General features: G+C 46.5%; 21 protein-coding genes, 4 tRNA genes and 2 rRNA genes. 24 read left to right on the forward strand and 3 right to left on the reverse strand.

Annotation, left to right across the window (positions count from 1 at the left end):
- Window positions 1-80 precede the first annotated feature (80 nt).
- The 12 genes from H9Q77_RS04060 to ispD all read left to right on the forward strand — a co-directional run bounded on the left by H9Q77_RS04060 (window position 81) and on the right by ispD (window position 9942).
- Window positions 81-800 carry an ABC transporter ATP-binding protein gene (locus H9Q77_RS04060; protein WP_118693754.1) on the forward strand — a complete coding sequence of 240 codons (720 nt, stop codon included), beginning with the start codon at window positions 81-83 and terminating at the stop codon, window positions 798-800.
- Between the two features lie 76 nt (window positions 801-876).
- On the forward strand, window positions 877-2451 hold the full coding sequence (locus tag H9Q77_RS04065; protein ID WP_249326610.1) for an efflux RND transporter periplasmic adaptor subunit: 1575 nt from the start codon (window positions 877-879) through the stop codon (window positions 2449-2451).
- Window positions 2452-2462: 11 nt separating this feature from the next.
- Window positions 2463-3677 (forward strand): ABC transporter permease, encoded by a 1215-nt coding sequence (locus H9Q77_RS04070; RefSeq protein ID WP_118693756.1) that lies wholly within the window; start codon window positions 2463-2465, stop codon window positions 3675-3677.
- Between the two features lie 241 nt (window positions 3678-3918).
- On the forward strand, window positions 3919-4395 hold the full coding sequence (locus H9Q77_RS04075) for a YcxB family protein (RefSeq protein WP_118547697.1): 477 nt from the start codon (window positions 3919-3921) through the stop codon (window positions 4393-4395).
- A 74-nt stretch (window positions 4396-4469) separates the two neighbouring features.
- Window positions 4470-4946, forward strand: coding sequence for a tRNA (adenosine(37)-N6)-threonylcarbamoyltransferase complex ATPase subunit type 1 TsaE (gene tsaE, locus H9Q77_RS04080; RefSeq protein ID WP_118547696.1), 477 nt, complete (start codon window positions 4470-4472; stop codon window positions 4944-4946).
- Entirely contained in the window at window positions 4943-5698 is a 756-nt protein-coding gene (tsaB, locus tag H9Q77_RS04085) for a tRNA (adenosine(37)-N6)-threonylcarbamoyltransferase complex dimerization subunit type 1 TsaB (protein ID WP_118693757.1), read from the forward strand. The genes tsaE and tsaB overlap by 4 nt, the downstream gene beginning before the upstream one ends.
- On the forward strand, window positions 5695-6132 hold the full coding sequence (gene rimI / locus H9Q77_RS04090) for a ribosomal protein S18-alanine N-acetyltransferase (protein ID WP_118693758.1): 438 nt from the start codon (window positions 5695-5697) through the stop codon (window positions 6130-6132). The genes tsaB and rimI overlap by 4 nt, the downstream gene beginning before the upstream one ends.
- A gap of 36 nt (window positions 6133-6168) precedes the next feature.
- A complete protein-coding gene (locus H9Q77_RS04095; RefSeq protein ID WP_249326611.1) occupies window positions 6169-6459 on the forward strand; it encodes a hypothetical protein in 291 nt (96 codons plus the stop codon).
- Window positions 6460-6500: 41 nt separating this feature from the next.
- Window positions 6501-7415, forward strand: a complete 915-nt coding sequence (locus H9Q77_RS04100; RefSeq protein ID WP_118547693.1) for a ribonuclease Z — start codon at window positions 6501-6503, stop codon at window positions 7413-7415.
- 8 nt (window positions 7416-7423) lie between these two features.
- On the forward strand, window positions 7424-8029 hold the full coding sequence (locus H9Q77_RS04105; RefSeq protein ID WP_118547692.1) for a DUF6715 family protein: 606 nt from the start codon (window positions 7424-7426) through the stop codon (window positions 8027-8029).
- Between the two features lie 18 nt (window positions 8030-8047).
- Window positions 8048-9085 (forward strand): tRNA (adenosine(37)-N6)-threonylcarbamoyltransferase complex transferase subunit TsaD, encoded by a 1038-nt coding sequence (gene tsaD, locus H9Q77_RS04110; RefSeq protein WP_118547691.1) that lies wholly within the window; start codon window positions 8048-8050, stop codon window positions 9083-9085.
- Window positions 9086-9129: 44 nt separating this feature from the next.
- Window positions 9130-9942 carry a 2-C-methyl-D-erythritol 4-phosphate cytidylyltransferase gene (gene ispD, locus H9Q77_RS04115; RefSeq protein WP_118547710.1) on the forward strand — a complete coding sequence of 271 codons (813 nt, stop codon included), beginning with the start codon at window positions 9130-9132 and terminating at the stop codon, window positions 9940-9942.
- 32 nt (window positions 9943-9974) lie between these two features.
- Here ispD and H9Q77_RS04120 read toward each other — a convergent pair whose 3' ends face one another.
- Window positions 9975-12221: a helix-turn-helix domain-containing protein gene (locus tag H9Q77_RS04120; protein ID WP_118547690.1), complete on the reverse strand. Its 2247-nt coding sequence runs from the start codon at window positions 12219-12221 to the stop codon at window positions 9975-9977.
- Between the two features lie 297 nt (window positions 12222-12518).
- Here H9Q77_RS04120 and H9Q77_RS04125 point away from each other — a divergent pair, with 297 nt between their 5' ends.
- The 4 genes from H9Q77_RS04125 to H9Q77_RS04140 all read left to right on the forward strand — a co-directional run bounded on the left by H9Q77_RS04125 (window position 12519) and on the right by H9Q77_RS04140 (window position 16943).
- On the forward strand, window positions 12519-14132 hold the full coding sequence (locus H9Q77_RS04125; RefSeq protein ID WP_118547689.1) for a type 2 periplasmic-binding domain-containing protein: 1614 nt from the start codon (window positions 12519-12521) through the stop codon (window positions 14130-14132).
- Between the two features lie 139 nt (window positions 14133-14271).
- The gene (locus H9Q77_RS04130) at window positions 14272-15237 is read left to right on the forward strand and encodes an ABC transporter permease (protein ID WP_118547688.1); all 966 of its coding nucleotides are present in this window, start codon (window positions 14272-14274) and stop codon (window positions 15235-15237) included.
- Between the two features lie 12 nt (window positions 15238-15249).
- Window positions 15250-16110, forward strand: a complete 861-nt coding sequence (locus H9Q77_RS04135) for a carbohydrate ABC transporter permease (RefSeq protein ID WP_117467057.1) — start codon at window positions 15250-15252, stop codon at window positions 16108-16110.
- A gap of 140 nt (window positions 16111-16250) precedes the next feature.
- On the forward strand, window positions 16251-16943 hold the full coding sequence (locus H9Q77_RS04140) for a rhamnogalacturonan acetylesterase (protein ID WP_249326612.1): 693 nt from the start codon (window positions 16251-16253) through the stop codon (window positions 16941-16943).
- Window positions 16944-17014: 71 nt separating this feature from the next.
- On the opposite strand, the gene H9Q77_RS04145 is transcribed toward H9Q77_RS04140, so the two are convergent.
- Window positions 17015-18628 (reverse strand): mannitol dehydrogenase family protein, encoded by a 1614-nt coding sequence (locus tag H9Q77_RS04145; RefSeq protein WP_249326613.1) that lies wholly within the window; start codon window positions 18626-18628, stop codon window positions 17015-17017.
- Complete coding sequence (gene uxuA / locus H9Q77_RS04150; protein ID WP_118547686.1) at window positions 18615-19697, reverse strand: mannonate dehydratase; 1083 nt, start codon at window positions 19695-19697, stop codon at window positions 18615-18617. Before uxuA ends, H9Q77_RS04145 begins: the two co-directional genes overlap by 14 nt.
- A gap of 164 nt (window positions 19698-19861) precedes the next feature.
- On the opposite strand from uxuA, the gene H9Q77_RS04155 reads away from it, so the two are divergent.
- The 8 genes from H9Q77_RS04155 to H9Q77_RS04190 all read left to right on the forward strand — a co-directional run bounded on the left by H9Q77_RS04155 (window position 19862) and on the right by H9Q77_RS04190 (window position 25557).
- A complete protein-coding gene (locus tag H9Q77_RS04155) occupies window positions 19862-20734 on the forward strand; it encodes a helix-turn-helix domain-containing protein (RefSeq protein ID WP_249326614.1) in 873 nt (290 codons plus the stop codon).
- A gap of 52 nt (window positions 20735-20786) precedes the next feature.
- Window positions 20787-22799, forward strand: a complete 2013-nt coding sequence (locus tag H9Q77_RS04160; RefSeq protein WP_249326615.1) for a glycosyl hydrolase 115 family protein — start codon at window positions 20787-20789, stop codon at window positions 22797-22799.
- A gap of 250 nt (window positions 22800-23049) precedes the next feature.
- Window positions 23050-23135: transfer RNA gene (locus tag H9Q77_RS04165), tRNA-Ser, on the forward strand.
- A 51-nt stretch (window positions 23136-23186) separates the two neighbouring features.
- Window positions 23187-23275, forward strand: a tRNA-Ser gene (locus H9Q77_RS04170).
- A 281-nt stretch (window positions 23276-23556) separates the two neighbouring features.
- A 16S ribosomal RNA gene (locus H9Q77_RS04175) occupies window positions 23557-25075 on the forward strand.
- Window positions 25076-25141: 66 nt separating this feature from the next.
- A 5S ribosomal RNA gene (gene rrf, locus H9Q77_RS04180) occupies window positions 25142-25259 on the forward strand.
- Window positions 25260-25265: 6 nt separating this feature from the next.
- Window positions 25266-25338 (forward strand) — tRNA-Ala (locus H9Q77_RS04185).
- A gap of 145 nt (window positions 25339-25483) precedes the next feature.
- Window positions 25484-25557 (forward strand) — tRNA-Ile (locus H9Q77_RS04190).
- Window positions 25558-25792: the final 235 nt, after the last annotated feature.

Consider the following 25792-nt stretch of genomic DNA (forward strand, 5'->3'; position numbering starts at 1 on the left):
AAATTATTGTATTATGCACGTAGTACAACGATACAATAAAACAAGTAAAAACAGAAATAAATAACAGGAGCAGGTGAGAAATGAGCGCATTAGTAGAGATCAAGGATGTGTGTAAAATCTATAACCCGGGGGAAAATGAAGTGCGCGCCCTGGATCATGTCAGTCTGACCATCGATGAGCAGGAATTTGTGGCTATCATCGGGCATTCCGGAAGTGGAAAATCTACACTGATGAATATGCTGGGCTGTCTGGATGTGCCTACCAGCGGGGAATATTGGCTGCATGGACAGGACGTGTCCGCATTATCCGACGATGCATTGTCCGACATCCGGAACCGGGAGATCGGGTTTATCTTTCAGGGCTTTAATCTGATCCCGAATCTGACGGCATTGGAAAATGTGGAGCTGCCTCTGATCTATAGGGGAGTATCCAAAAGTGTGCGGGAAGAGCTGTCCGTGGAGGCCTTGAAAAAGGTAGGTCTCGAACATCGTATGGATCATAAGCCTTCGGAGATGTCCGGCGGTCAGCAGCAGAGAGTGGCGATAGCCAGGGCCATAGCCCAGGCACCTCCGGTGATCCTGGCGGATGAGCCAACGGGTAATCTGGACTCCAATTCCACGAAAGAGATCATGGATATTCTAAAAGGATTACATAAAGAGGGAAGAACCGTCATATTGATCACACATGATAATGAGATCGCAGCACAGGCGAAGCGAGTGATCAAGATCAAGGACGGCAAAGTAGAATCCGATTCCGGACAGATCGTTCCGGTGGAGGAACTGCAGACGGCAGGAGCCTGATGCGGAAAACAGATTTTCACATGCAGCGAATGAAAAGACATGAGTATAAAATAGAAAGGATCATGAGTGAGAGATCATGGAACAGCAGGAAAAAACAGAACAGACACTGAGTGCAAAAGAAAGCAAGGCAATGAAGAAGGAAGAAAAGAGAAAGCTAAAAGAAACAAAAAGAGAACAGAAGGCAGGTAAAATCGGTAAAAAACGTAAAAAAGCACCTGTTATTATTGCTGCTATCATAATCATACTGATCATGATCCGTATGGTAAGCTGTGCATTTTCCGGCAGTGCGGGCGTCATGGTCAGCACTACTAACGCATTCCGCGGTGACATCGAGGAAAATGTCAGCACCAGCGGCAAGGTAGTCAGTGAAGAGAAAGCGGTTCTCTTTGCGCCGGTAGGCGGCAGATTAAACGAAGTCAATGTGGCAGCCGGAGATGCTGTGAAGGCAGGGGATGTGCTGATGACTTATGACATGGAGCGGATGGAGGAGCGCCTACAGGAGGCAACATTACAGCAGACCAAGAGCAGTGCTTCCTATAACAGCACCATGACAGAGAACAGCAAGAGTCAGGCAAAATTGAATGAAGCGAACACAAACCTGGCAGTGTTGGACCAACAGCTGACGGATTACAGGGCTTATCTGAAAGAACTGCAGGATAAACTTGCCAAGAGTCAGAGAGAAACCCAGAGACAGTTATCCGAAGAAAGCTATGAATTATCCAGAAAATCCGCTGATTTGAGCAAGGAACTGCAGAATTCCGCTACCAGTGCAGACCGTGCGAAAGAAATCAATAAGGAACTCCAGGATATCAGCGCCAGCCAGGCGAGAAATTCTTATGTGCAGTCCATTGCAGGATCCAGCGATTACGTGGTAAATATGCAGAATGAGATTGCTTCCGTACAGGAACATATTGAGGAATGTGAAACTTATAAAGCGAAGATGCAGGCACAGAAGGATGCCGGTGAAGGATCGATCTTAAACGGTTATCAGTCCCAAGGGTACGCTGCTGACAGAGATCTGGCACAGCTGACATACAAAGAGGCGGAGGAACAGTATTATTCTGCGAAGAAAGGCATTGTAGCTGATTTTGACGGTATCGTAACGGAATGCACCGGTGTATCCGGAGCCAGTGTGGCGGAGGGCACACAGCTGATCACACTGGAGAGCAGCCAGAATGTGAAGGTTTCCTTTGATGCTTCCAAGTCCGATGTGGCAAAACTTGCCATCGGGCAGAAAGTAGATATTACCATCTCTGGCAATAAATACGAAGGCGAGATCAGTAAGATCAATCGTATGGCAACACTGAATGCCTCCAATACGCCCATGGTAGGGGTAGAAGTACATCTGACTAACCCCGATGACAAGATCATTCTGGGACTGGATGCAAAGCTGACCGTACATACCAACAGTGCACAGGATACATTGTTGATCCCGGTAGAAGCGATCAATGCGGATAAAAACGGAGATTTCCTCTATGTGATCGAGAACGGCATGGTAGTTAAGAGGGCAATTACCTGCGGAATCTCCTCCGATGAATACGCAGAGGTCCTGGAGGGCATTACCGGGGAAGACCAGATCATAGTGAACAGCCTCACGGGTGTCAGCCTGGAGGAGGGCATGGCAGTAACGGCTGTGCCCATGGAACAGTAGGAGGCGGATCCATGACACAAGTATGGGAATACATCAAAATTGCATTGATGAATATCCGCAGTAATAAAGGACGTTCGATCCTGACCATGCTGGGCATTATCATAGGAATCTCTTCGGTGATCATGATCATCTCCATAGGTAATGGCGTGAAAAGTGGGATCAACGGAGAACTGAATTCTATGGCAGGCGGTCAGATCGCGGTTTATAGCAATGATACCGCGGAAAATGGAACAGAGGTGGTATTCACGGAAGAGGATATGGATGCCATTCTGGAGAAAGTTCCAAATGTCAAGGCGGTAACACCGTCCTGGAGTTTCAGCGGAAGCGCCACCGGCAGAAAGGGAACCTTTGATGCTACTGCAACTTTCGGTAAGGCGGGACTGGAATATTCGAGCCAGGATCCGATCATCAAAGGACGTTATTTTACAGATTCCGATTATTATACGGCGAACAAAGTCTGCGTCATTACGGAGAGTAGCGCGAAAACGCTGTTTGGTAATACCAATGTGATCGGAATGAGCTTTGATTATACGTTGTATGGAGTGACACAGGAATTTACGATTGTTGGTATCCGTAAGGACAACGCATCGAAGCTGTTCGGAATGGGAGGAAACGGTACGGTGACCATGGAGGCACCTATCTCCACAATTTCCGAGGGATATGGATTCTATGTGAATTATACGGACCTGCTGATCGTCAGTGATGGCGCGGAAAATGCCTCTCAGGTGGCGCAGGATACGGTGCGTCTGCTAGAGAACAGGCATGGTGTCAGAGGACAGAATGTCATCTCTGTACAGAATTTTAATGATATTATGAGCCAGATGGATCAGATCTTAAGCTACATTACTATCTTTGTAGTGTTCGTAGCAGCCATCTCTCTGCTGGTAGGCGGTATCGGCGTTATGAACATCATGCTGGTATCTGTCACGGAGCGTACCAGAGAGATCGGTATCCGGAAAGCACTGGGAGCGAGAACCGGATCCATTCTGCTACAGTTTTTGTCGGAGTCGGCGATCATCACCCTGCTGGGAGGTCTGATCGGTATTACCATCGGAGTGGCAGGAGCTTTTGGCATCTGCAGTCTGATCGGTTTTACCGCAAAAGTAAGCGCAGGAACGGTACTGGGAGCCAGCCTGTTCTCCTCCGCCGTGGGTATCTTTTTCGGTATCTATCCGGCGAAAAAAGCGGCAAAACTAAGTCCTATCGAAGCTTTACGGCATGAATAATCATAAAAATTAAATCATAATTAAATAAAATGCATAAATAAAGAACCGCAGGTGACAGATTATAAATCACTGCGGTTCTTTACTTGCTTTTTCATGGGAAAAAATTTATAATGTTTTCTATAGTATGCAGTTTTATGCGCAGACGGAGCCCGGGGCCTTTTAACCGCCTATGAGCAGGCTCATGTGGGGTTAGCCCTTTTGCCCCTGGCATCATACATTATTATAGAGGAAAGAACACGTTATGGTAGAATTGGATGTAAAGATTACATCGGGGGACTTATATGATTTTTTATTACGGCACAGCTATAACAGCGTGTCCGGACTTTTGGGGGCGGTGATCGGAGCACTGGGCGTTGTTGTGGGAATTTCCAGACAGTACTGGATCTATCTGATCCTGGGAGTGGTGATCCTGTTATATCTCCCCTGGACGCTTTTTATCAAAAGCAAACAGCAGGTAGCGAACAATCCGGTCTTCAGGGAACCACTGCATTATGTTCTGGATGAGAACGGCATTACTATTTCTCAGGGAGACAGTTCCACCTGCCAGGCATGGGAGGATTGTCTGAAAGCAGTCTCCACCGGGCGCAGCATAATTGTCTATACGGCAAAGAATAATGCAACGATATTTCCCAAAAGCCAGATGCAGGATAAGACAACGGATGTTATCGAAATGATTTCCACGCATATGCCCCCTGCAAAGGTGAAGATCCGCAGCTAGAAATGCCATAGAGCTGAGAGCTTTTCCGGAAAGCAACAACGGCCATTACGGTGTCTATAGAAAGCGTAAGAAAAATGACAACAGGTGATTCCACAGCAAACAAAGAATTTAAAAAAGAAATTATAGAGACTCACAGTGCGCAGGAGACTTTTGCACTGGGACAGCGGATCGGCTTAGAAGCACTTCCCGGGCAGGTCTATACCCTGATCGGTGATCTGGGTGTGGGCAAGACTGTATTTACCCAGGGAGTGGCAGACGGTCTTGGAATTACGGAACCGGTCAACAGCCCCACCTTTACCATTGTGCAGATCTATGAGGAAGGCCGCATGCCTTTTTATCATTTTGATGTGTACCGCATCGGAGATGTGGAGGAGATGGAAGAGATCGGTTACGAGGACTGTTTTTACGGTGAGGGATTGTGCCTGATCGAGTGGGCGAATCTGATCGAAGAGATCCTGCCGGAGCACTACAGACAGGTGACCATAGAAAAGGATCTGGAGAAGGGCTTCGATTATCGCCGGATCACGATTGAGGAGATGACTACAGTATGAAAATATTAGCTTTGGACAGTTCCGGACTGGTGGCAAGTGCCGCCGTCGTGGAAGACGATGTCCTGATCGCAGAGTATACCACAGATTATAAGAAAACACATTCCCAGACATTACTTCCGATGTTGGACGAGATCCGGCAGATGATCGACCTGGATCTTCACACCATTGATGCCATTGCTATCTCCGCAGGTCCCGGATCCTTTACCGGACTGAGAATTGGGGCAGCAACCGCGAAGGGACTTGGTCTGGCACTGAATCTGCCGTTGGTAGAGGTGCCGACACTGGAAGGACTTGCATTTAATCTTTGGGGGACGGACAAGCTGGTCTGCCCCATTATGGATGCCAGAAGGAATCAGGTATACACCGGGATCTATGAATTCTGTAAGGCAGAAGCTGAGGCTGGAAGTTGTGAACAGCAGCTTGTGATGCAATGTGTTAAGGATCAGTGCGCATCTCCTGTGGACGAACTGGTGGACGAACTGAACCGCCTGGGACGTGAAGTGATCTTTTTGGGAGACGGCGTGCCGGTATACCGGAGGCAGATTACAGAAGGAATGAAGGTGCCGTTTTCCTTTGCTCCCGCAGCCAATAACAGACAGCGGGCAGCAAGTGTGGCTTCTCTCGGAGCCATTTATTATGCACAGGGTAAGACAGTGACCGCGGCGGAGCATGAACCCGAATATCTGCGTAAGAGCCAGGCAGAGCGGGAACGGGAAGAGCAGGAGAGAGTAGCAAAAGAGGCACAGGCATGAAGATAGAGGTTCGTCCCCTGCGGGATACAGATATCGAAGAACTGAGCCGCATCGAAGCCGCATCCTTCAGCATGCCCTGGTCTGCGGAGGATTTCAGAGGACTGCTTCTAAGAGATTATTGCCTGTATGTGGTGGCGGAGACTGATGGACATATCGCCGGCTGTGCCGGACTGACGGACAGTTTTCATGAGGGTAATATCGACAACGTGGTAACGGCACCGGAGTACCGGAATCTGGGAGTGGGAAGCAAAATGCTCGAAGAACTGCTCCGACTGGGGGCAGAGCGCGGCATTACGGCATATACTTTGGAAGTCAGAGTGAGCAATGCACCGGCGATCCGTTTATATGAAAAGTTTGGTTTCGTCTCGGAAGGGATTCGTCCCGGATTTTATGAGAAACCTACCGAAGATGCCATGATCATGTGGCGTCGTTAACAAGTATTACCACCACCATCCGGCGATTTATTTGCTATGATAGTGAAAGAGGAAACTGTTTTTACGATCAGAAAGGTGGAAGGTAAGATGCGAAAGTCAGAAAACAGTAAATTAACACAGATAATATGTAACGCCTGCGGCAGAGAATTAAAAGTAGAAAAGGAAATCATCCGGGAGGGATATTTCACCGCAGATGTCCGCTTTGGATATTTTAGCAGGAAAGACGGTATGAGACATGCCTTTGATCTGTGTGAGGACTGCTACGACAGTTGGATCGGCAGATTTGTCATTCCGGTGGAAGAAGTACCGGAGACAGAATTATTATAGATAGAACAACAGATGCTGTGAAGGCAGGATTGCGAGGAAGAATGTTAGACGTTTGCTTATTGGGAACAGGAGGAATGATGCCGCTACCTTACAGATGGCTGACTTCCCTGATGATGCGATATAATGGAAAAAGTATTCTGATCGACTGCGGAGAGGGAACCCAGATCGCCATGCGGGAAAAAGGCTGGAGTCCCAATCCTATTGATATTATCTGCTTTACTCATTTCCATGCGGATCACATCAGCGGTCTGCCGGGGATGCTTCTGACCATGGGAAATGCAGAGCGGACAGAGCCTCTGCTCCTGATCGGTCCCAGGGGGCTTACCAAAGTGGTGGCTTCGTTGAGGGTGATCGCACCGGAACTTCCCTTCGAAGTGAAATGCATTGAGATTACAGAAAATGCCCAGACTTTTTCTTTTGAAGGTTTTCGGCTGGAAGCTTTCAGGGTCAACCATAATGTACTCTGTTATGGGTACAGTATGGTGATTGACCGGGCGGGTCGATTTGATAAGGACAGAGCCATGGAGCAGGAAATCCCCATGAAATTCTGGAGCCGTCTGCAAAAAGGAGAGACCCTGGAAGAGAACGGCAGAGTATTTACACCGGATATGGTATTGGGAGCGGAGCGTAAGGGCCTGAAAGTAACCTACAGTACCGATACCCGACCTACGGAGAGCATCCGACAGAATTCCAAAGGATCGGATCTGCTGATCCTGGAAGGTATGTACGGAGAGCCGGATAAACTGGTGAAAGCCAGAGAACACAAGCACATGACCATGTATGAGGCGGCGAAGATTGCAAAAGAAGCGGAAGTACCGAAATTATGGCTGACCCACTACAGCCCGTCCATGACCAGACCGGAGGAATTCATGGAGGATGTGCGGAAGATATTTCCGGCGACTTATGCGGCGAAAGATGGTTGGACCATGGAACTGAAATTTGACGAGGGAGAGTGAACGATCTTATGAAGAAAACCAACACATCCGTGACTAAGATTACAGTCTTTTTCATCTTCTTACTCGTGCTGGTGGTAGGATATTATGCGTATCTGTCCGGAACGCATCGCACCGAGCAACAGGAAGCGGTGATGTCGGAAATCGACACCGCACTTTCCCGAAACCTCGAGAACAATTATCCTTCGACACCGAAGGAAGTGGTCAAATATTATAACGATCTGATGAAATGTTTTTATAATGAAGACTGCACGGAGGAAGAACTTCAGGAACTGGGGAAAAAGTCACTGCAATTATTTGATGAGGAACTCAGGGAGAACAACGAAGAAGAATCCTACCTCATCCGTCTGCAGGGAGAAGTGCAGAATTATAAAAACAATAAGAGAAAAATAACGAGTGTTTCTCTTGCATCAAGCACAAATGTGGACTATTACACAGCGGATGGATATTCCTTTGCACGAATATCCTGCGGTTACACGATGACGGAAAATGGCAAAAAAAGTTCTACCGTCATGGTATATCTGTTACGCAGAGATGACAATCGCAGATGGAAGATCTATGGTTGGGAAACGGCGGACCAGTTGAACAGTAAGCAGGAACAGACAGACAATAATTAGAACAAAGCAGGCAGAAAAATGACAGAGACAGAAAAACAAAAAGACATTTATATTTTGGGAATTGAGAGCTCCTGTGATGAGACAGCGGCATCGGTGGTAAAAAACGGCAGAGAGGTACTTTCCAACGTGATCTCCTCTCAGATTGCCTTACATACGTTGTACGGCGGCGTGGTGCCGGAGATCGCATCCCGGAAGCATATCGAGAAGATCAACCAGGTCATTGAGCAGGCACTTGCCGATGCCCATGTGACACTTGACGATATCACGGCGATTGCGGTGACCTACGGACCGGGACTGGTGGGAGCACTTCTGGTGGGGGTATCCGAAGCCAAAGCCATCAGCTTTGCTACCGGTATTCCTTTGGTAGGTGTTCATCACATTGAGGGACATATCAGTGCTAATTTTATAGAAAATAAGGAATTGGAGCCTCCCTTTATCTGTCTGGTGGCTTCCGGCGGACATTCGCATCTGGTGGTGGTCAAGGATTACGGAGAATATGAGATCATCGGCCGGACCAGGGATGATGCAGCGGGTGAGGCTTTTGACAAGGTGGCGCGTGCCATCGGGCTGGGCTATCCCGGTGGACCTAAGATCGATAAGGTATCGAAGGAGGGCAATCCCGATGCGATTCATTTTCCCAGAGCGGCAGTGGCGGAAAATGAGTATGACTTCAGCTTCAGCGGTCTGAAATCAGCGGTGCTGAATTACTTAAACGGCTGCCAGATGAAGGGAGAAAGCTATAATCAGGCAGATGTGGCTGCTTCTTTCCAAAAAGCAGTGGTAGATGTGCTGGTAAGTCATTCACTGCATGCTGTAAAAGCCTATGGACTGAATAAATTTGCCATTGCCGGCGGCGTGGCATCCAATTCCTCTCTGCGGGCAGCCTTTGAAGAAGAGTGCGGCAAACGAAATATTGCATTTTATCATCCTTCTCCGATCTTCTGCACAGACAATGCAGCGATGATCGGTGTGGCGGGCTATTATGAATATATCAAGGGTGTCCGCAGCGGCTATGACCTGAATGCGGTCCCGAATTTAAAATTGGGAGAACGCTAAGGAGTATTAACGATAGAAGACATTATAGAAAGACTGACATGAATATGATAGACAGAGTAACAGAAGAGTACTTCACAGAAGATTTTGCGGCATATAAAACAGAAAAAGAGGATGGAAACAAGGAAAAACCGCGTTGTACTGCCATTATCCTGGCAGCCGGCAGCGGAAGCAGGATGCACTCCGCAGTGGCGAAACAGTTCCTTCCGTTAAAGGGCAGACCTCTGATCTGGTATGCATTGCATGCGGTAGAAGAGTCAAAGATCATCGATGACTGTATTCTGGTGACTTCGGAACAGGATATTCCCTATGTCCGGGAAGAAATCGTGCAGAAATACCGTTTTACGAAAGTGAATATCATTACTTCCGGCGGAGCGGAACGGTATCTCTCTGTGAGCAGGGCATTGCAGCTGATCGCGGACGGACGCCTTAAGTGTCCGAATGAGCATGGTTATGTGTTTATCCATGACGGCGCAAGACCTTTCCTGACGGAGAAAATTCTGGAAGACACCTATGCGGCTGCTGTACAGTATCAGGCGTGTGTGGCAGCGGTACAGAGCAAGGATACCGTGAAGATCAGCGATGGCAATGGCTTTGCACTTTCCACACCGGACCGCAGGAGCGTCTGGAATATTCAGACACCGCAGGTATTTGAGACCAGCCTGATCCTGCAGGCGTATGAGCGACTGAAAAACAGGCTTCCAAAGCTGCAGGAGCAGGGCATTCAGGTAACAGACGATGCCAGCGTGGTGGAGATGTTTACCGAGTCCCGGGTGAAGCTGGTGGAAGCATCCTATCAGAATATTAAGATCACAACACCGGAAGATATGAAGACAGCCGAGGCATTTCTGGAGGAATAAATCCTCCGTGCTCCGGCTGTTTTATTATTATTCTATTTCTCCCGCATGGCACTGGGAGTTACTCCGTATACTTTCTTGAATGCACGTCGGAAAGTATTGGAATTATTATATCCCACAGCGATATACAGCTCATTTAAGCTGATATCGGTCTCCTGGATCAGTCTGGCAGCCTCCGCCATACGGATATTCTCCAGATAAGTGGAGAAGTTGACCCCGGTCTTTTCCTTGAACATATGGGAAAAATAACTCTCGGAGATCTGAAATTCATCTGAAATCTTGTTTAATCCCAACGAAGGATCTTTATAATTGTCCTTAATATATTTCTCGATGGTAGAGGATAAGGTGTTGTCGTCCTCTTTATTACCGAAGAGATTACACAAGGATAATGCAAGATCTTCACACAATTTGAAGGTCAGGTGCTCATTGAAACGCTCATCCAGTACATTTACAGCTTCGGGATCCGCATCCTGAGGCAGTGCAAATCTTGCTTTTAATAAAGTGTTACGGATATCTGACAGCAGGTACTTTAACAGGTTGACCGGCAGGGTACGTTCCTCGATATTCTCCTGGTGGATCAGATTGAACAGCTCCAGCACCTGCGATGTATTGCCCGTGGAGATGAAGTGGATCAGCTTCGTGGAGATCTCCGGCGGATAGTAAAATACGTTGGAATCCTTCTTGATAAATTCATACGGGAAGAAAATATAGTTCTTCGTCGTATAACTTACGGCCTCGGAGGCCTGCTGGTAGCATTCCCATACATTCATCAGGGAATCCGTATTGCGTCCGATGCCGGCGAAGAGCCAGATGTCGTAAGTATCCAGCAGATAATCATGAAGCCGCAGGATGCAATTGTTGATCTTCAGAATCAGATTTTTCCCTTCTTCTTCGGAACAGTGTAGCAGGACAGAATAGGTACGGTCCGAAGGGCTGAAGTAGAAAAGTGGTGTACCGAAGAAATTCTCCAGTGCGGACTCGATGATCTTCTCCAGCTCCTCTACAGATTCCACGCCGCCGGGAAGAGCATTTTCTACATTATCGCCGAAGTTATTATAGTACACAATATATAACACATTATAATAAGAAGAAGCAGTGATCCCCAGATAATTCTCCATATAAGCTACCTCGTCTTCGGATGTAGCCGTACCGGACAAAAGCTGTCGGACATAAGAGGTACAGATAATGGGACGCTGGCTGTCCACTACCTCCTGCAGATTCTTCTGGACTTCCACAGCAGTCTGCAGCTCCTGACCAAGTTCAATGATAGGCTGCACATTCCGACGGGAAAAATAATATACCAGAGAACCGCCGATCACCAGTGCGGACATTGCCAGTAAGATGAAAAATAAATGTGTGCCTCCAAGCCCCCCAGTCGCTTTATAGGGAGGAAAACTAAAATAATAAGAATAATTGGTATTATCAGAAGTATATTTCCCTAAAGTAAAAGTCTGTCCGTTCAGACGGACCTGGGCATATCCTTTATTAAAGTCCAGGGAATCCAGCATTTCTGCGGAAATGCTGTCCGGGATATTTATCGTAAGCACAGTGGAGGTATCTGACGCGTTCACCGCCAGAAAATTATCCCCATCCATCTGTACACAGTCGAACAGATCCGCCATTTTATCCTGTTCGAAGATAAAGCATACCTTTGCATTGGCATCCATATAGTAGAGATCATTCAGGTCGATGATATACATATAGTATTTTTCACTGTAATTTGGCATGAACTGATCCATAGGAAGAAAGCGGTTCTTGTATTCCGGTTCCGTCATGTAGGAGTGCCACAGTTCCTTTTCGGTAGAAGAGTATTTCTGAATCCAGTTATAGAACCGCTTTGCGGATATGAAATAAGTAGGATTCAATACATAGTCCGTCTCCGGAAAATAGACAAAGGACTCTTTTAAAGGGAGAAGTGCTTCCGCATACACATTTGTTGCCAGAGAATTCTGTAATTCATTCCCCATCTCCGTAAAAGGATAGTAAGTATTCTGATAATTCATGACCTTACGGAAGGTGTCGTTCTGCAAAAGCTGCCGGCAATACACCTCCATAATGTTCAGATCGCTTTCAAACAGCTCTGCATTGCTGATCAGGGTTGTCTCGTTCTGCTGATCATAAGAATCACGCGCGTTATTTATCGTAGAACGGTATAAAAAGAGGAACAAAACCAGAATGATCAGCAGGAAAATACTGTAAGAGGTTACCATTCTCAGCATTAATGTACTGTTGTGGCTTGTATAATTTGTATCATTAAGGGTGTCTTTTTTATTAAAAATCATTCATGATCACTCCCGTGTCTCAATTTTTTTAGATAATATACCGAATAAACCATGTCTATTGTATCAGTTACTTACAAAGGAAGCAAGATGTAACCCCTTTCAAATTTAAAAATATCAAATGTAAGTGCTTTCAAAGAATGCAGTAAAATCAAGGGTTTGCAGAACCGGTGGTCAAAATTTGCACCCGAACGCAAAAATTGTAACTTGTTTTTCCCGGTGACGGATGGTAAGGTGAAGGCAAGTCAAGGGAATGACCCCATGACAAATCATGATTCCAAATTTTTAGGGAGGAACAAAATGAAGAGAAAAGTATTATCCGTACTTTTAGCATCTGCTATGGTAGCTTCCTTAGCAGCATGCGGAAGCAGCAACGATGCTCCTGCACAGAGCGCAGCAGCAACTGACAGCGCAGCAGCTTCTACCGAGGCTTCCACCGAAGCTTACAATCTGGAGGAGATTAACGTAGTAGTTAATGGTACTCTGACCGCAACCGTTGATAACGGCCAGGCTGAATTCGTTCAGCAGTGGGATGATGCAGTATCCGAAGCAATCGGTCATCCTATTAAGATGAACATCCAGCAGTTAGACCACTCCGGTTATACCGATGCAGTAGGTCGTCTGTTCGCAGGTGGTGATTACCCCGACGTTATGATCATGAGTGCAGATATGTTCAAGCAGTATGCTCCTACCGGTCTGCTGTGGGATATGTCCGAAGCATATGCAAACGCTAAATTCCAGTCTCACCTGATCCTGCCTGAGATCAATGAGAACCTGAAGGATGAGGAAGGTCATCTGTATGGCTTCGCTCCTACCTATGGTAATGGATGTGTTACCTATGTTAAGCAGGCATGGTTAGATGCAGTTGGCCTGAAGGCTGAAGATATCAAGACTTATGATGATTACTACAACATGCTGTTAAAGTTCCACAACGAAGATCCCGATGGTAACGGCGTAACCGGTGATACCTATGGTGTTATCGCAGCTGGTTTCGTTGGTAACGAAGCTCCTTACGTAAACTATCTGCCTGAGTTCTGGCAGGATTCTTATCCCGCAATCCTGCAGGATGACAACGGTACCTGGTACGATGGATTCCAGACCGATGCTACCAAGGCAGCTCTGTTAAGATTACAGCAGGCTTACAAGGATGGCGCTATCGATCCTGAGACCCTGACCGCTTCCACCAAGATCGCTCGTGAGAAATGGTTCTCCAACGATCAGACCGGTTCTTCAGGTGTATTCACTTACTGGGCAGGTTCCTGGTATCAGACTCTGACCGATAACCTGATCAAGAACGGTGTTGACGACAAGCTGGTTGAGCTGGCTCCTATCGCTGAGGTTGGCGCTTACCTGAACAGAGAAGCTCCTGTATGGGTTATCATTGATGACGGTGACGGAGACAACTCCCGTGAGCAGGCTATCTTCGATGCATTCATTGAGACCATGATGGATGGTGACAAGGTTCAGACTCTGTGGACCTACGGTGCAGAGGATGTTCACTGGTCTACCAAGGCTGAAAGCTTCACCATCAATGCAGGTACTGAAAAAGAGAAGACCTACGAGTACGAAGACGGTACGTTCCACTTAAAGCAGTCTCCTAACGATCCTAACTCCGTATGGAAGAAGAACGCTATGGATCCCGCTCTGGTTATCTGCTCTCTGGACAATGGCTTTAACGATATCTCCAGCCTGGCTGCAGAAGGCAACAAGTTCTTCACCGAGAACTGTAAGGATGCTCCTCAGTCTCCTACCTCTGAGACCTACACCAACGAGTCCGGTACCATCTATGATGCTAAGCTGGCAGCTATCACAGCAGTAGTAGTTGACGGTGGCGATGTAGATGCAGCTATGCAGACCTACGTTGATACTGTTGGATCTATCATTGATCAGTGCTTAGCTGAACTGAACCAGTAATAATATCTGCAATATAGTAGCAGAAGCTACAAAAACATGATATAATTATCCTGTCCCGCCGGGATGCAAAAACCCATGGGACAGGATATTTTAGAGAGAAAAGAATGTGTGAGATGAAGTCGAAAGGAAGAGGGATGGTATGAGCAAGAAAAAGAAAATCACCACATCCACCGGCGTAGAAGTACGTCACAAGCCTCTTGGTCTCCGGATCTGGAATAACAGAGGCTATTATTTGATGTTCCTGCCTGTATTTGTGTTCATTTTGATCATGTATTACTGGCCCATGCTTGGTATTCGTTATGCATTCTACGATTACAAGCCCGTAGGTGCTCCTACTTTTGTAGGACTGAAGCATTTTTACAGTATGTTTAAGACCGATGCGTTCTGGAGTGCATTCAGAAATACATTGGAACTGAGTATTATGAAGTTATTGATCACGACCTTCACTGCGGTTATCGTATCAATCTTCTTAAATGAAATGGGAAATCTCTTTGCAAAGAAAACTTTGCAGACTATCATATATCTGCCTCACTTTATGTCCTGGGCAGTAGTTGCATCTATCTTCAGCTTGTTCCTGTCTCCTTCCTCTACCGGTCTGGTAAATGGATTGCTGCGTGACTGGGGCATCCTGGCACCGGATGCCAAGGGAATTTATTTCCTGGCAAGCACTGCATGGTGGAGACCGATCTTCTACATTATCAATATCTGGAAAGAGACCGGTTGGGGAACTATTATCTTCCTGGCTACTCTGGCAGGTATCAATCCGGAGCTGTATGAAGCAGCCGACATCGACGGTGCAACCCGTATGCAGAAGATGCGTTTCGTAACGCTGCCTGCACTGTCCAATACTATTATCACTGTATTGATCCTGAACCTTGCTAAGGTTATGAACATGTTCGAGTCCGTATTCGTATTGTACAACAATGCGGTATACAGTGTGTCTGATGTTATTTCTACTTATATTTATCGTCAGACATTCGCGATCGCTCTGCCGAACTATGGTTACTCTACAGCAGTTGGTCTCTTCAAGTCCCTGGTTGGCTGTGTCCTGGTACTGATATGTAACTGGGCTAGTAAGAAGACCCGTGGCCGTGGCATTGTATAGGAGGTGTTAAACGTGGCAAAGACAGCTTATCGTAAACCTAAGAAAAAGGTTCATGTATTCGATATTGTAAACTACATCGTATTTATTCTGATCGGCCTCCTGGTACTGGTACCTATCTGGAAGGTAGTAGTAGACTCCTTCAATGCTGTGGGTGTATACCAGTTCAGACTGTGGCCGGAGGATTTTACCTTAGATGGTTATAAGACCATCATTCATACCCAGAGACTGTACAGACCTTTCATCAACTCCGTTATCACAACTGTGCTCGGTACTTTCCTTGGTCTGCTCCTGTCCACCCTGGGTGGCTATGTACTGATCCAGTTTGATATGCCCGGACGTAACTTCTTCGCATATTTCCTTCTGTTTACCATGATCTTCTCCGGTGGTATGATCCCTGAGTACCTGGTAATGAAGCAGTTACACCTGGTTAACAGCATGTGGATCCTGGTGGTGAAGCACGGTATGAACGTGTACAACCTGGTACTGATGCGTAACTTCTTCGAAGGAATACCTGCCAGCCTGTTCGAGGCAGCAGAGATCGACGGATGTTCCCCTATGGGAATCTTCTTCAAGATCGTGCTTCCTCTGTCCAAGGCAGCTCTGGCTTCCATCGGTCTGATGTTCGCAGTTACCGTATGGAATGACTATTCTACCGTTAAGATCTATATTACCAATCCTGATCAGGTTAACTTCCAGTATCAGTTACGTAATATGATCATGGATGGTGATACCCCTACTACACAGTATTCGGTATCCCAGAACACTCTGTTCTATGCAGCGATCGTATGTGCAATCCTTCCTTTCATGGCACTGTATCCTTTCCTGCAGAAATACTTCGTAAAGGGTGTTAATATCGGCGCTGTTAAGGAGTGATTTTCTTCTCGCACGTATTTAGATTTAGACAAGGGAAACTTCGGTTTCCCTTGTGTTGTATTTTAAGAGAAATCCAAAAACATGTTTCCTGTATTGCAGGATGACAGATGCGCGGGGGAAGCGCAGAAATGAGGGCAGAAATGAACAGAATTTTTTGGGCTGCAGATTCCACGGTCCAGACCAATGACTACACGACTTATCCGCAGACAGGTATTGGTCAGGTATTTCCTTTATTTATAAAGCCGGAATATCAGGTACGCAATCATGCCAAGAACGGCAGAAGCACCAAGAGCTTTATGGACGAGGGGAGACTGAAAGCCATAGAGGAGAGAATTGGTGCAGGAGATTTCCTGTTTATCCAGTTTGGACACAACGACGAGAAAAAAGAGGATCCCACCAGATATACAGAGCCTTTTTCCACTTACATGGAGAACCTTGAAACCTTTATCCGTGTGGCAAAAGATCGTAGCGCCTATCCGGTGCTGATCACTCCCTTAGAGCGCAGATGCTTTATGGATGAGAAACACTTGGGGATCGGAGCACATTCCGATTATGTGGCTGCTATGAAGCAGACCGCGGAGAAAAATAATGTTCCTCTGGTGGATCTCTACAGCATGAGCCGTATGGAGTTAAAAAAAGCCGGAGAGAAGAATTGCAGAAGATGGTATATGTTCTTCCCGGAGGGCGAGTATAAGAATCATCCGGAGAAATCCGAGGATAATACCCACCTTCGTTATGACGGTGCTGTGAATTTTGCATCGCTGATCGCCAGAGGATTGAGAGAACTTGGCGGTATCTATGCAGACATGTTGTTAGATGATATGAATCTGTAAAAATGAAAAAATAAAATCCTGTTCTGAACGACAGAAAAGCCGCCGGAACAGGATTTTTTGTTTTATAAAGATTAGGAAGTGTATTTGTTCAGAACCGCTGCCACGGCACCGGGACCGGCAATCAACTCTTGGAAATACCGGCAGACTATGGTATCCATACCGAGGGCTTTCAGGTCTACGCCCCAGATGGAAGCATCCGACAGCACATTATCAAGAACTGCTTCTACATCAGTGGAAGCTCCGAGAGAAATGCCACTGACTATAGCAGTTAACTCCTGCAGGCGGGGATCGGAGCTTAAAGTAAATGCCTTGCCGTTATCATCTACTCCCATGAGATATCTTAACCACCCGGCAAATACCAGGGGAATGAACTTCAGATCCCCTACATTCAGCTTCGAATCCGCAGCGTAGGCTTTGATGGTCTCTCCAAAACGGATCGCCAGCTTCTGTGAGGTGTCTGTAGCAATTCTCTGGGGAGTATCCGGCATGAAGGGATTGGGGATACGTACATTTAATACGGTATCCAGAAATTCCTTAGGGTCTAAGATGCCGGGATTTACAACTACAGGTAATCCTTCGGTATATCCGATCTGCTTTACCAGCTTCTTCAGACTCGGATTTTTCATTTCCTCTGAGATCAGAGTATATCCTATAAGGCATCCGAACACAGCCAGGGCAGTATGTAGCGGGTTGAGACAGGTGCAGACCTTCATCTTTTCCACTTTGTCCACAGTCTCTCTGGTCGTGAAGATAAGACCGCCTTTTTCTAATGCCGGACGACCATTCGGAAAATTATCCTCAATGACCAGATATTGACATTCCTCCGCATTAACAAAAGGTGCCACGTAAGTATGTTTACCGGTGATGACTGGATCTAATTCCTCCACACCATCTTTTTTCAGGAGTGCTTCGATAGAAGCATCCGGGCGGGGGGTGATCTTATCGATCATGGTCCAAGGGAAAGAGACCTTGCCGCTTGTCTTGATATAGCTTTCGAAATCTTTATCTGCCAGACCGTTCCGAGACCAACCCTCAGCAAAAGCACCGATGGCTGCTGCAAGTTTATCACCGTTATGAGAGCAGTTATCCATGCTTACCATGGCAATCGGTTTTTCTCCTGCAAGAAATCTTGCATATAATAGAGATGCTACTTTTCCAATATAACTGATGGGAGCCTCAGGACCAGCAGCCAGATCTGTAGCGACCAGGGGAGTAAACTTACCATCTGCACCATAGAGATTATATCCTTTTTCTGTAATGGTGAAGGAAGCCATCTGTAAACTGTCAGCGGAAAAAATCTCCTTCAGACGCTGAAACTGTTCTGCGTTATCAGAATCCAGTGCCAGAGACTCTACAACACTGCCGACGATCGTCTTTTCCACCGTACCGTTAGCTTTTAATGTCACAAGGATACTATAATCATCATGTGGATGATTCATTTTTTGAATAATCTCATAATCATAGCCTTCCGCTACCACCAGACCTCTGTCGAGGACTCCCTGATTCAACAGATCCTGAACGACATTAGCCTGAAAAGCGCGGAAGATGTTACCGGCACCGAAATGAATCCAGAAAGGGTTCTCGCGGGTTGCTTTTGTAACGGTTTCACGATCATACTCCGGCAGAGAATAACCTGCGTTTTCCCAGGACTTTCTATCTTTTAAACCTTCATTATTTAGTCTCATAGCGAGCAGCTCCTTTCTCGATAGCCTCCCACAGACCGTTCAGATAAGTCGCACCAAGGGCACGATCGTACAGACCGTAACCGGGCATTGCCACCTCACCCCAGATCATACGACCGTGGTCGGGACGGATGGGACCGTCGAAACCGATCTCATACAGAGCACGCATGATCTCGTACATATCGAAGGTGCCGTCAGAGGACAGATGCGCCGCTTCCTCGAAATCAGTGGGACTGTTGAACTTCAGGTTGCGGACATGGGCAAAATGAATGCGCCCCTTCAGGGAACGGATCATATCCGGCAGGTCATTTTCCAGATTGGTGCCGTAGGAACCGGAACAGAAGGTGACACCGTTATGAGGATTGTCTACCATCTGCATCATACGCAGGATGTTTTTCTTATTAATAATGATACGAGGCAGACCGAACACACTCCAGGCGGGATCATCGGGATGAATCGCCATGTTAATATTGTATTTATCGCATACCGGCATGATCCGCTCCAGGAAGTACTTCAGATTCTCGAATAATTTTTCATCATCGATATCCTCATACATTGCAAAAAGCTCTTTGATATGCGCCATGCGCTCCGGTTCCCAGCCGGGCATTATGGTACCGTTGGTATCTCCGGCGATGGAAGCGAACATTTCTTCAGGATTAATAGCGTCTACCGCTTCCTGGGTATAAGCTAAGACTGTGGAACCATCCGGACGTTTTCTGGCAAGCTCGGTTCTCGTCCAGTCAAAGACCGGCATGAAATTATAGCAGACCAGGTGAATATCTTCTTTTCCCAGATTTTCCAAAGTCTGAATATAGTTGTCAATGTAGAGATCACGGTCGGGAGCACCTGTTTTGATCGCATCATGTACATTGACGCTTTCGATTCCGGAGATATGCAGTCCGGCAGCGGCTACCTCCGCTTTCAGAGCGGCGATACGTTCTCTGCTCCAGACCTCTCCGGGGGCAGTATCGTATAAAGTAGTGATAACTCCGGTGACTCCCGGAATCTGTCTGATCTGAGATAAGGTTACGGTATCGAATTTGGATCCGTACCATCGTAAAGTCATTTCCATAAGGGGATTACCTCCATTCATTTGATAAGTTTATTATATTTTTTTCATGGAAAAAACAAAGTGAAAGAATTGTTACATATATTGCAAAAGTTGCTGCGCTGATTTATTATGAGATAAAAGGATGCTGCTCCAATATGCAATTCTGTCAGAAACGGAGGTCCGGTATGAAGAAAAAATTGCAGACTGCCTTTACCACAAGACAATACATGCTTTCCAAAGACTTTGAAATCTACTATTATAATGAAAAATATACCTCCAAGATCGAGATGCACACCCATAATTATTATGAATTTTATTTTTTCATAGAAGGGGATGTCCAAATTCAGATTGAGAACGAGATCTATCCGTTAAAATGCGGAGACATGGTGATCATACCTCCGGGACGCAGGCACAGAGCCGTTGTGGAGCAGTCAAACTGTCCCTATCGCCGTTTTGTATTCTGGGTCAGCAGGGAATACGCAGGAAACCTGATGGAACAGTCTGCGGAATACGGTTACCTGATGCAGCAGGCCCAGGTGCAGGGCAAGCTGATCTATTCTCATGACGTGGTGGAATTTAATACGATACAGTATAAAATTTTCCAGCTGATTGAAGAGACCCAGATGGAACGATACGGAAGAGAAGCCAGGATACCGCTTTTAGTGAGTGATCTGATCCTTCATCTTAACCGCGAGATCTACGAAAAGGAACATCCGGTAAAAATCAAGGAGGAAAACCTATATCAGAATCTGATCTATTATATAGAACAGAACCTGGAGGAGGATCTCTCCCTGGAAAAACTGTCTTCCGTATTTTTTGTGAGTCGATACTATATCGCACATATTTTCAAGGAACAGGCAGGAATTTCCGTACACCAGTACATCCTGAAGAAAAGAATGCAGGCATGCAGGGAAGCAATCCTGGGCGGTGAAAATATCAGTAAGGTTTACGAGCGCTACGGATTTCAGGACTATTCCAGCTTCTACCGCGCATTCCGGAAGGAATACGGGATGTCACCCAAGGAGTATCGGGAGGAACAAAAAGTTATTTTTAAATGATAATCGTTAAAATGAGAGAAAACGGAACCCGGAAGAAAAACGAGGTGGCATAATGTCGGGGAAAAACTTTATTTTACATCAGACAACCAGTCTGCAGCGCGAAATACAAAATACAAAAGCGGTAGAATGTGCCTGCGCCAGATTTAAGAGAGATATGGAAATGACACTGGAGGCTTCCGCCCGGGAGGGCGGTACTGTGATATTGCGACAGAAGAAACTGGAGCCGGAGGCATATGAGATGGAAGTATCCGAAGATACGGTCGTAATCTATGGAAGTAATGACCGCTCTTTTATCTATGCGCTCAATGAACTCAGTGAAAAATATTTGGGGATTCTGCCGTTCGGGTTTTGGAATGACCAGGAAATCAAAGTAAAACCTTATGTAAAAATTCCGTGTGGACATTATCAGTCGGAAGAAAACAGAATCCGTTATCGCGGCTGGTTTATCAATGATGAAGTGCTGATCAGTCACTGGACAGCAGGCGTGTCGAAGGAATATCCCTGGGAAATGGTATTTGAAGCGCTGCTTCGCTGTGGTGGTAATCTGGTGATTCCCGGAACGGATAAAAATTCAAAAATTTATGCTCCCATTGCATTGGATATGGGACTGATGATCACGCATCATCATGCGGAACCTTTGGGGGCGGAAATGTTCCTGCGAGCTTATCCGGATCTGGAGCCTTCCTATCTGAAATACAAGGATTTATTTGAAGGGCTGTGGAAGGATGCCATAGAGAGACAGAAGAATGAGGAAGTCATCTGGAACATCGGATTTAGAGGACAGGGAGATGTCCCTTTTTGGGAGAATGACCCTGCCTATGATACTCCTGAAAAACGTGGAAATCTCATCAGCAGCATCATGCAGGAACAATATGACATGATCAGAGAGCAGATCCCGGGGGCAGTGTGCTGTACGAACCTGTATGGGGAGATTTTGGAATTGTATCGCGACGGTCATCTGCAGATCCCCGAAGATGTGATCATGATCTGGGCAGATAATGGTTATGGCAAGATGGTCTCCAGACGTCAGGGTAATCATAATCCAAGAGTGCCAGCGTTGCCGCAAAAAGGCGACAAAGGTCTGCAGGGAACCTATTATCATGTATCGTTCTATGATCTGCAGGCAGCCAACCATAGCACCATGCTGCCAAACTCTATGGAATTTGTGGAAAAAGAATTGAACAATGCCATGGATCATGGAATTACAGATCTGTGGGTTATCAATGCTTCCAATATTAAGCCTCATGTATATCCGCTTTCTTTTATAGCCAACTTGTGGAAAAAGAAGGCACTGACAGCCGGAGAACACAGAAAAACTTATATCCGGGAGTACTATGGAGCGGATTGCACGGAGGATCAGCTGACATGCATGGAGCAATGCATTAGCAGATATCCGGATGCTATGCTGTCCTTTGGTGAAAGAGAAGACGAACATGCAGGAGAACAATTCTATAATTATGTCGTCCGGGATTTTATCTATGGATGGATGAGGGACGGAGCAGCCGCACCGGTAGAAGAACTGTTCTGGTGTACCGGAGAATCTGCATTTGATAAGCAGATGGACTGGTTTGAATCAAAATGCAATGCGACCTGTGATAAAATAGAGCAATTGTATCATGATTGCGCTGTGGTCAAAGGCAGTGAACTGTGGAAGGATTCTGTATTACTGCAGACGGAGATTCACAAATATTGTCTGAAGGGAAGTATACTGTTTGCGGAAAGCTTCCGGACTTATCAGAAGAAGGAGTATAAAAAGTGTTTCTTTTTGTTGGGAAATGCTGTAGAGGCATATAATGCGGCTGCCAGTGCCATGAGAGAGAGGGAACATGGAAAATGGACAGGTTTCTATGCGAATGACTGCCTGACAGATGTGAAGGAGACGGCTTATTGTCTGAAACGGCTGATGGGTTATGTAAGGAATCTGGGAGATGGACCGGATTTCTATAAATGGCAGAGAGAAGTGACCTATTCGGAGAATGACGCTAAAGTCGTTCTGATTACAAATATGGAAAACCATATGACTGACTGGGAGTTATACCTTGCCGGAAAAAACATGCAAGGGTAGAGGGGATACAAAAAACAAATAGTAGAAATAGTTGTAACAATTAAATGATTTTGAACACAATTTTGGAAGAAAACTGTATTCAATGCAAATGAGAAAAAGCCCGGAACCATGATAAAATGGGCTTTTTCTCATCTGAAAAAAATATAATAAAAATTGTGTAAAAATGTGTTGACAATAGTAATCCTTTTTGTTAGAATAGCTTTTGTCGTCAGGTAAACAACAGAGATGACAAGGAAATGGACACACATTCGGAGAGATATCGAAGTGGTCATAACGAGGCGGTCTTGAAAACCGTTTGTCCGAAAGGGCGCGTGGGTTCGAATCCCACTCTCTCCGCTAGGCATTCGTGCCGCCGATCATTATATAGATTATCAGAATCAACTATCTGGAGAAGTACCCAAGAGGTTGAAGGGACACCCCTGGAAAGGGTGCAGGTCGTTAATAGCGGCGCGAGGGTTCAAATCCCTCCTTCTCCGTTAGCTGTTGGTGAATGTCAAAAATACTTGAAAAAAGTAGTTGACAAACAGAGATTGCTATGATAAACTATCAAAGCTGTCGCTGAAGCAACAGCAAAGCTTCTCATAAAAGAGAGGTTATGATCTTTGACAAATAAACAGTAATGCAACCCTGAAAATTCCAAGATTTTCAGAAAAATGAATTGCGAGATTCAAGAACAAGCAGATCGATGAAAAAGATCGAGAAGCTACCCGAATTAACAGTAAACAATGCCAGATAAAACTGGCAGGAAAAAACTTTTTAACATGAGAGTTTGATCCTGGCTCAGGATGAACGCTGGCGGCGTGCCTAACACATGCAAGTCGAACGGACTTACATTGAAGCCTAGCGATATGTAAGTTAGTGGCGGACGGGTGAGTAACGCGTGGGTAACCTGCCTTGTACTGGGGGACAACAGTTGGAAACGACTGCTAATACCGCATAAGCGCACAGCTTCGCATGAAGCAGTGTGAAAAACTCCGGTGGTACAAGATGGACCCGCGTCTGATTAGCTGGTTGGTGAGGTAACGGCCCACCAAGGCGACGATCAGTAGCCGGCCTGAGAGGGTGAACGGCCACATTGGGACTGAGACACGGCCCAAACTCCTACGGGAGGCAGCAGTGGGGAATATTGCACAATGGGGGAAACCCTGATGCAGCAACGCCGCGTGAGTGAAGAAGTATTTCGGTATGTAAAGCTCTATCAGCAGGAAAGAAAATGACGGTACCTGACTAAGAAGCCCCGGCTAACTACGTGCCAGCAGCCGCGGTAATACGTAGGGGGCAAGCGTTATCCGGATTTACTGGGTGTAAAGGGAGCGTAGACGGTTTTGCAAGTCTGAAGTGAAAGCCCGGGGCTTAACCCCGGGACTGCTTTGGAAACTGTAGGACTAGAGTGCAGGAGAGGTAAGTGGAATTCCTAGTGTAGCGGTGAAATGCGTAGATATTAGGAGGAACACCAGTGGCGAAGGCGGCTTACTGGACTGTAACTGACGTTGAGGCTCGAAAGCGTGGGGAGCAAACAGGATTAGATACCCTGGTAGTCCACGCCGTAAACGATGATTACTAGGTGTTGGTGGGTATGACCCATCGGTGCCGCAGCAAACGCAATAAGTAATCCACCTGGGGAGTACGTTCGCAAGAATGAAACTCAAAGGAATTGACGGGGACCCGCACAAGCGGTGGAGCATGTGGTTTAATTCGAAGCAACGCGAAGAACCTTACCTGGTCTTGACATCCCTATGAATAACGGGCAATGCCGTTAGTACTTCGGTACATAGGAGACAGGTGGTGCATGGTTGTCGTCAGCTCGTGTCGTGAGATGTTGGGTTAAGTCCCGCAACGAGCGCAACCCTTATCTTTAGTAGCCAGCAGTAAGATGGGCACTCTAGAGAGACTGCCGGGGATAACCCGGAGGAAGGTGGGGATGACGTCAAATCATCATGCCCCTTATGACCAGGGCTACACACGTGCTACAATGGCGTAAACAAAGAGAAGCGAAGTCGTGAGGCAGAGCGAATCTCAAAAATAACGTCTCAGTTCGGATTGTAGTCTGCAACTCGACTACATGAAGCTGGAATCGCTAGTAATCGCAGATCAGAATGCTGCGGTGAATACGTTCCCGGGTCTTGTACACACCGCCCGTCACACCATGGGAGTCGGAAATGCCCGAAGTCGGTGACCTAACCGAAAGGAAGGAGCCGCCGAAGGCAGGTCTGATAACTGGGGTGAAGTCGTAACAAGGTAGCCGTATCGGAAGGTGCGGCTGGATCACCTCCTTTCTAAGGAAATGGGAGAAGTAGGGGTTGTATTACTGTTGATTTGCCAAAGAGGTAAATCAAGAAACTTCTGGTGGCGATGCGCTTGGGGGACACACCCGTTCTCATCCCGAACACGATGGTTAAGACCCAAGCGGCCGATGGTACTATACTGGAGACGGTATGGGAGAGCAGGTGGCTGCCAGATTCCCATGGGGGTATAGCTCAGTTGGGAGAGCACCTGCCTTGCAAGCAGGGGGTCAAGGGTTCGAATCCCTTTATCTCCACGATAGCCATGAGCAATGCCTATTCAGGCAGACAGGCTCGACGCAAGCTCGCTTGCGTGAGAGCATGAATGCATGAATAGATAGTGCGAAGCACGTGATGAAATCGCATTGCGAACTACCTAGCGGTATGCAGGCTATTAACTGAGGGCTTATAGCTCAGCCGGTTAGAGCGCACGCCTGATAAGCGTGAGGTCGGTGGTTCGAGTCCACTTAAGCCCAGTCGGTAGATACTAACCGATCTACCCAGTTTGTTCCTTGAAAACCGAATATTGAAACAATAAATCTATTATATCAAGTTTGCAAAACGATATAACAAGACATCCGAGGGATCTTGCAGAGATGTAAGATCAAACAAGCAAAACGAAACAAAACCTAAAGTAACATCACGCTAGATGTGAAGAACGGACGCAAGCGCTTCATTCGCAGATCTTCGATCTGCTTCATGAGATTTGCT

This window comes from Simiaoa sunii (assembly GCF_014337175.1).
Lineage (GTDB): Bacteria > Bacillota > Clostridia > Lachnospirales > Lachnospiraceae > Acetatifactor > Acetatifactor intestinalis.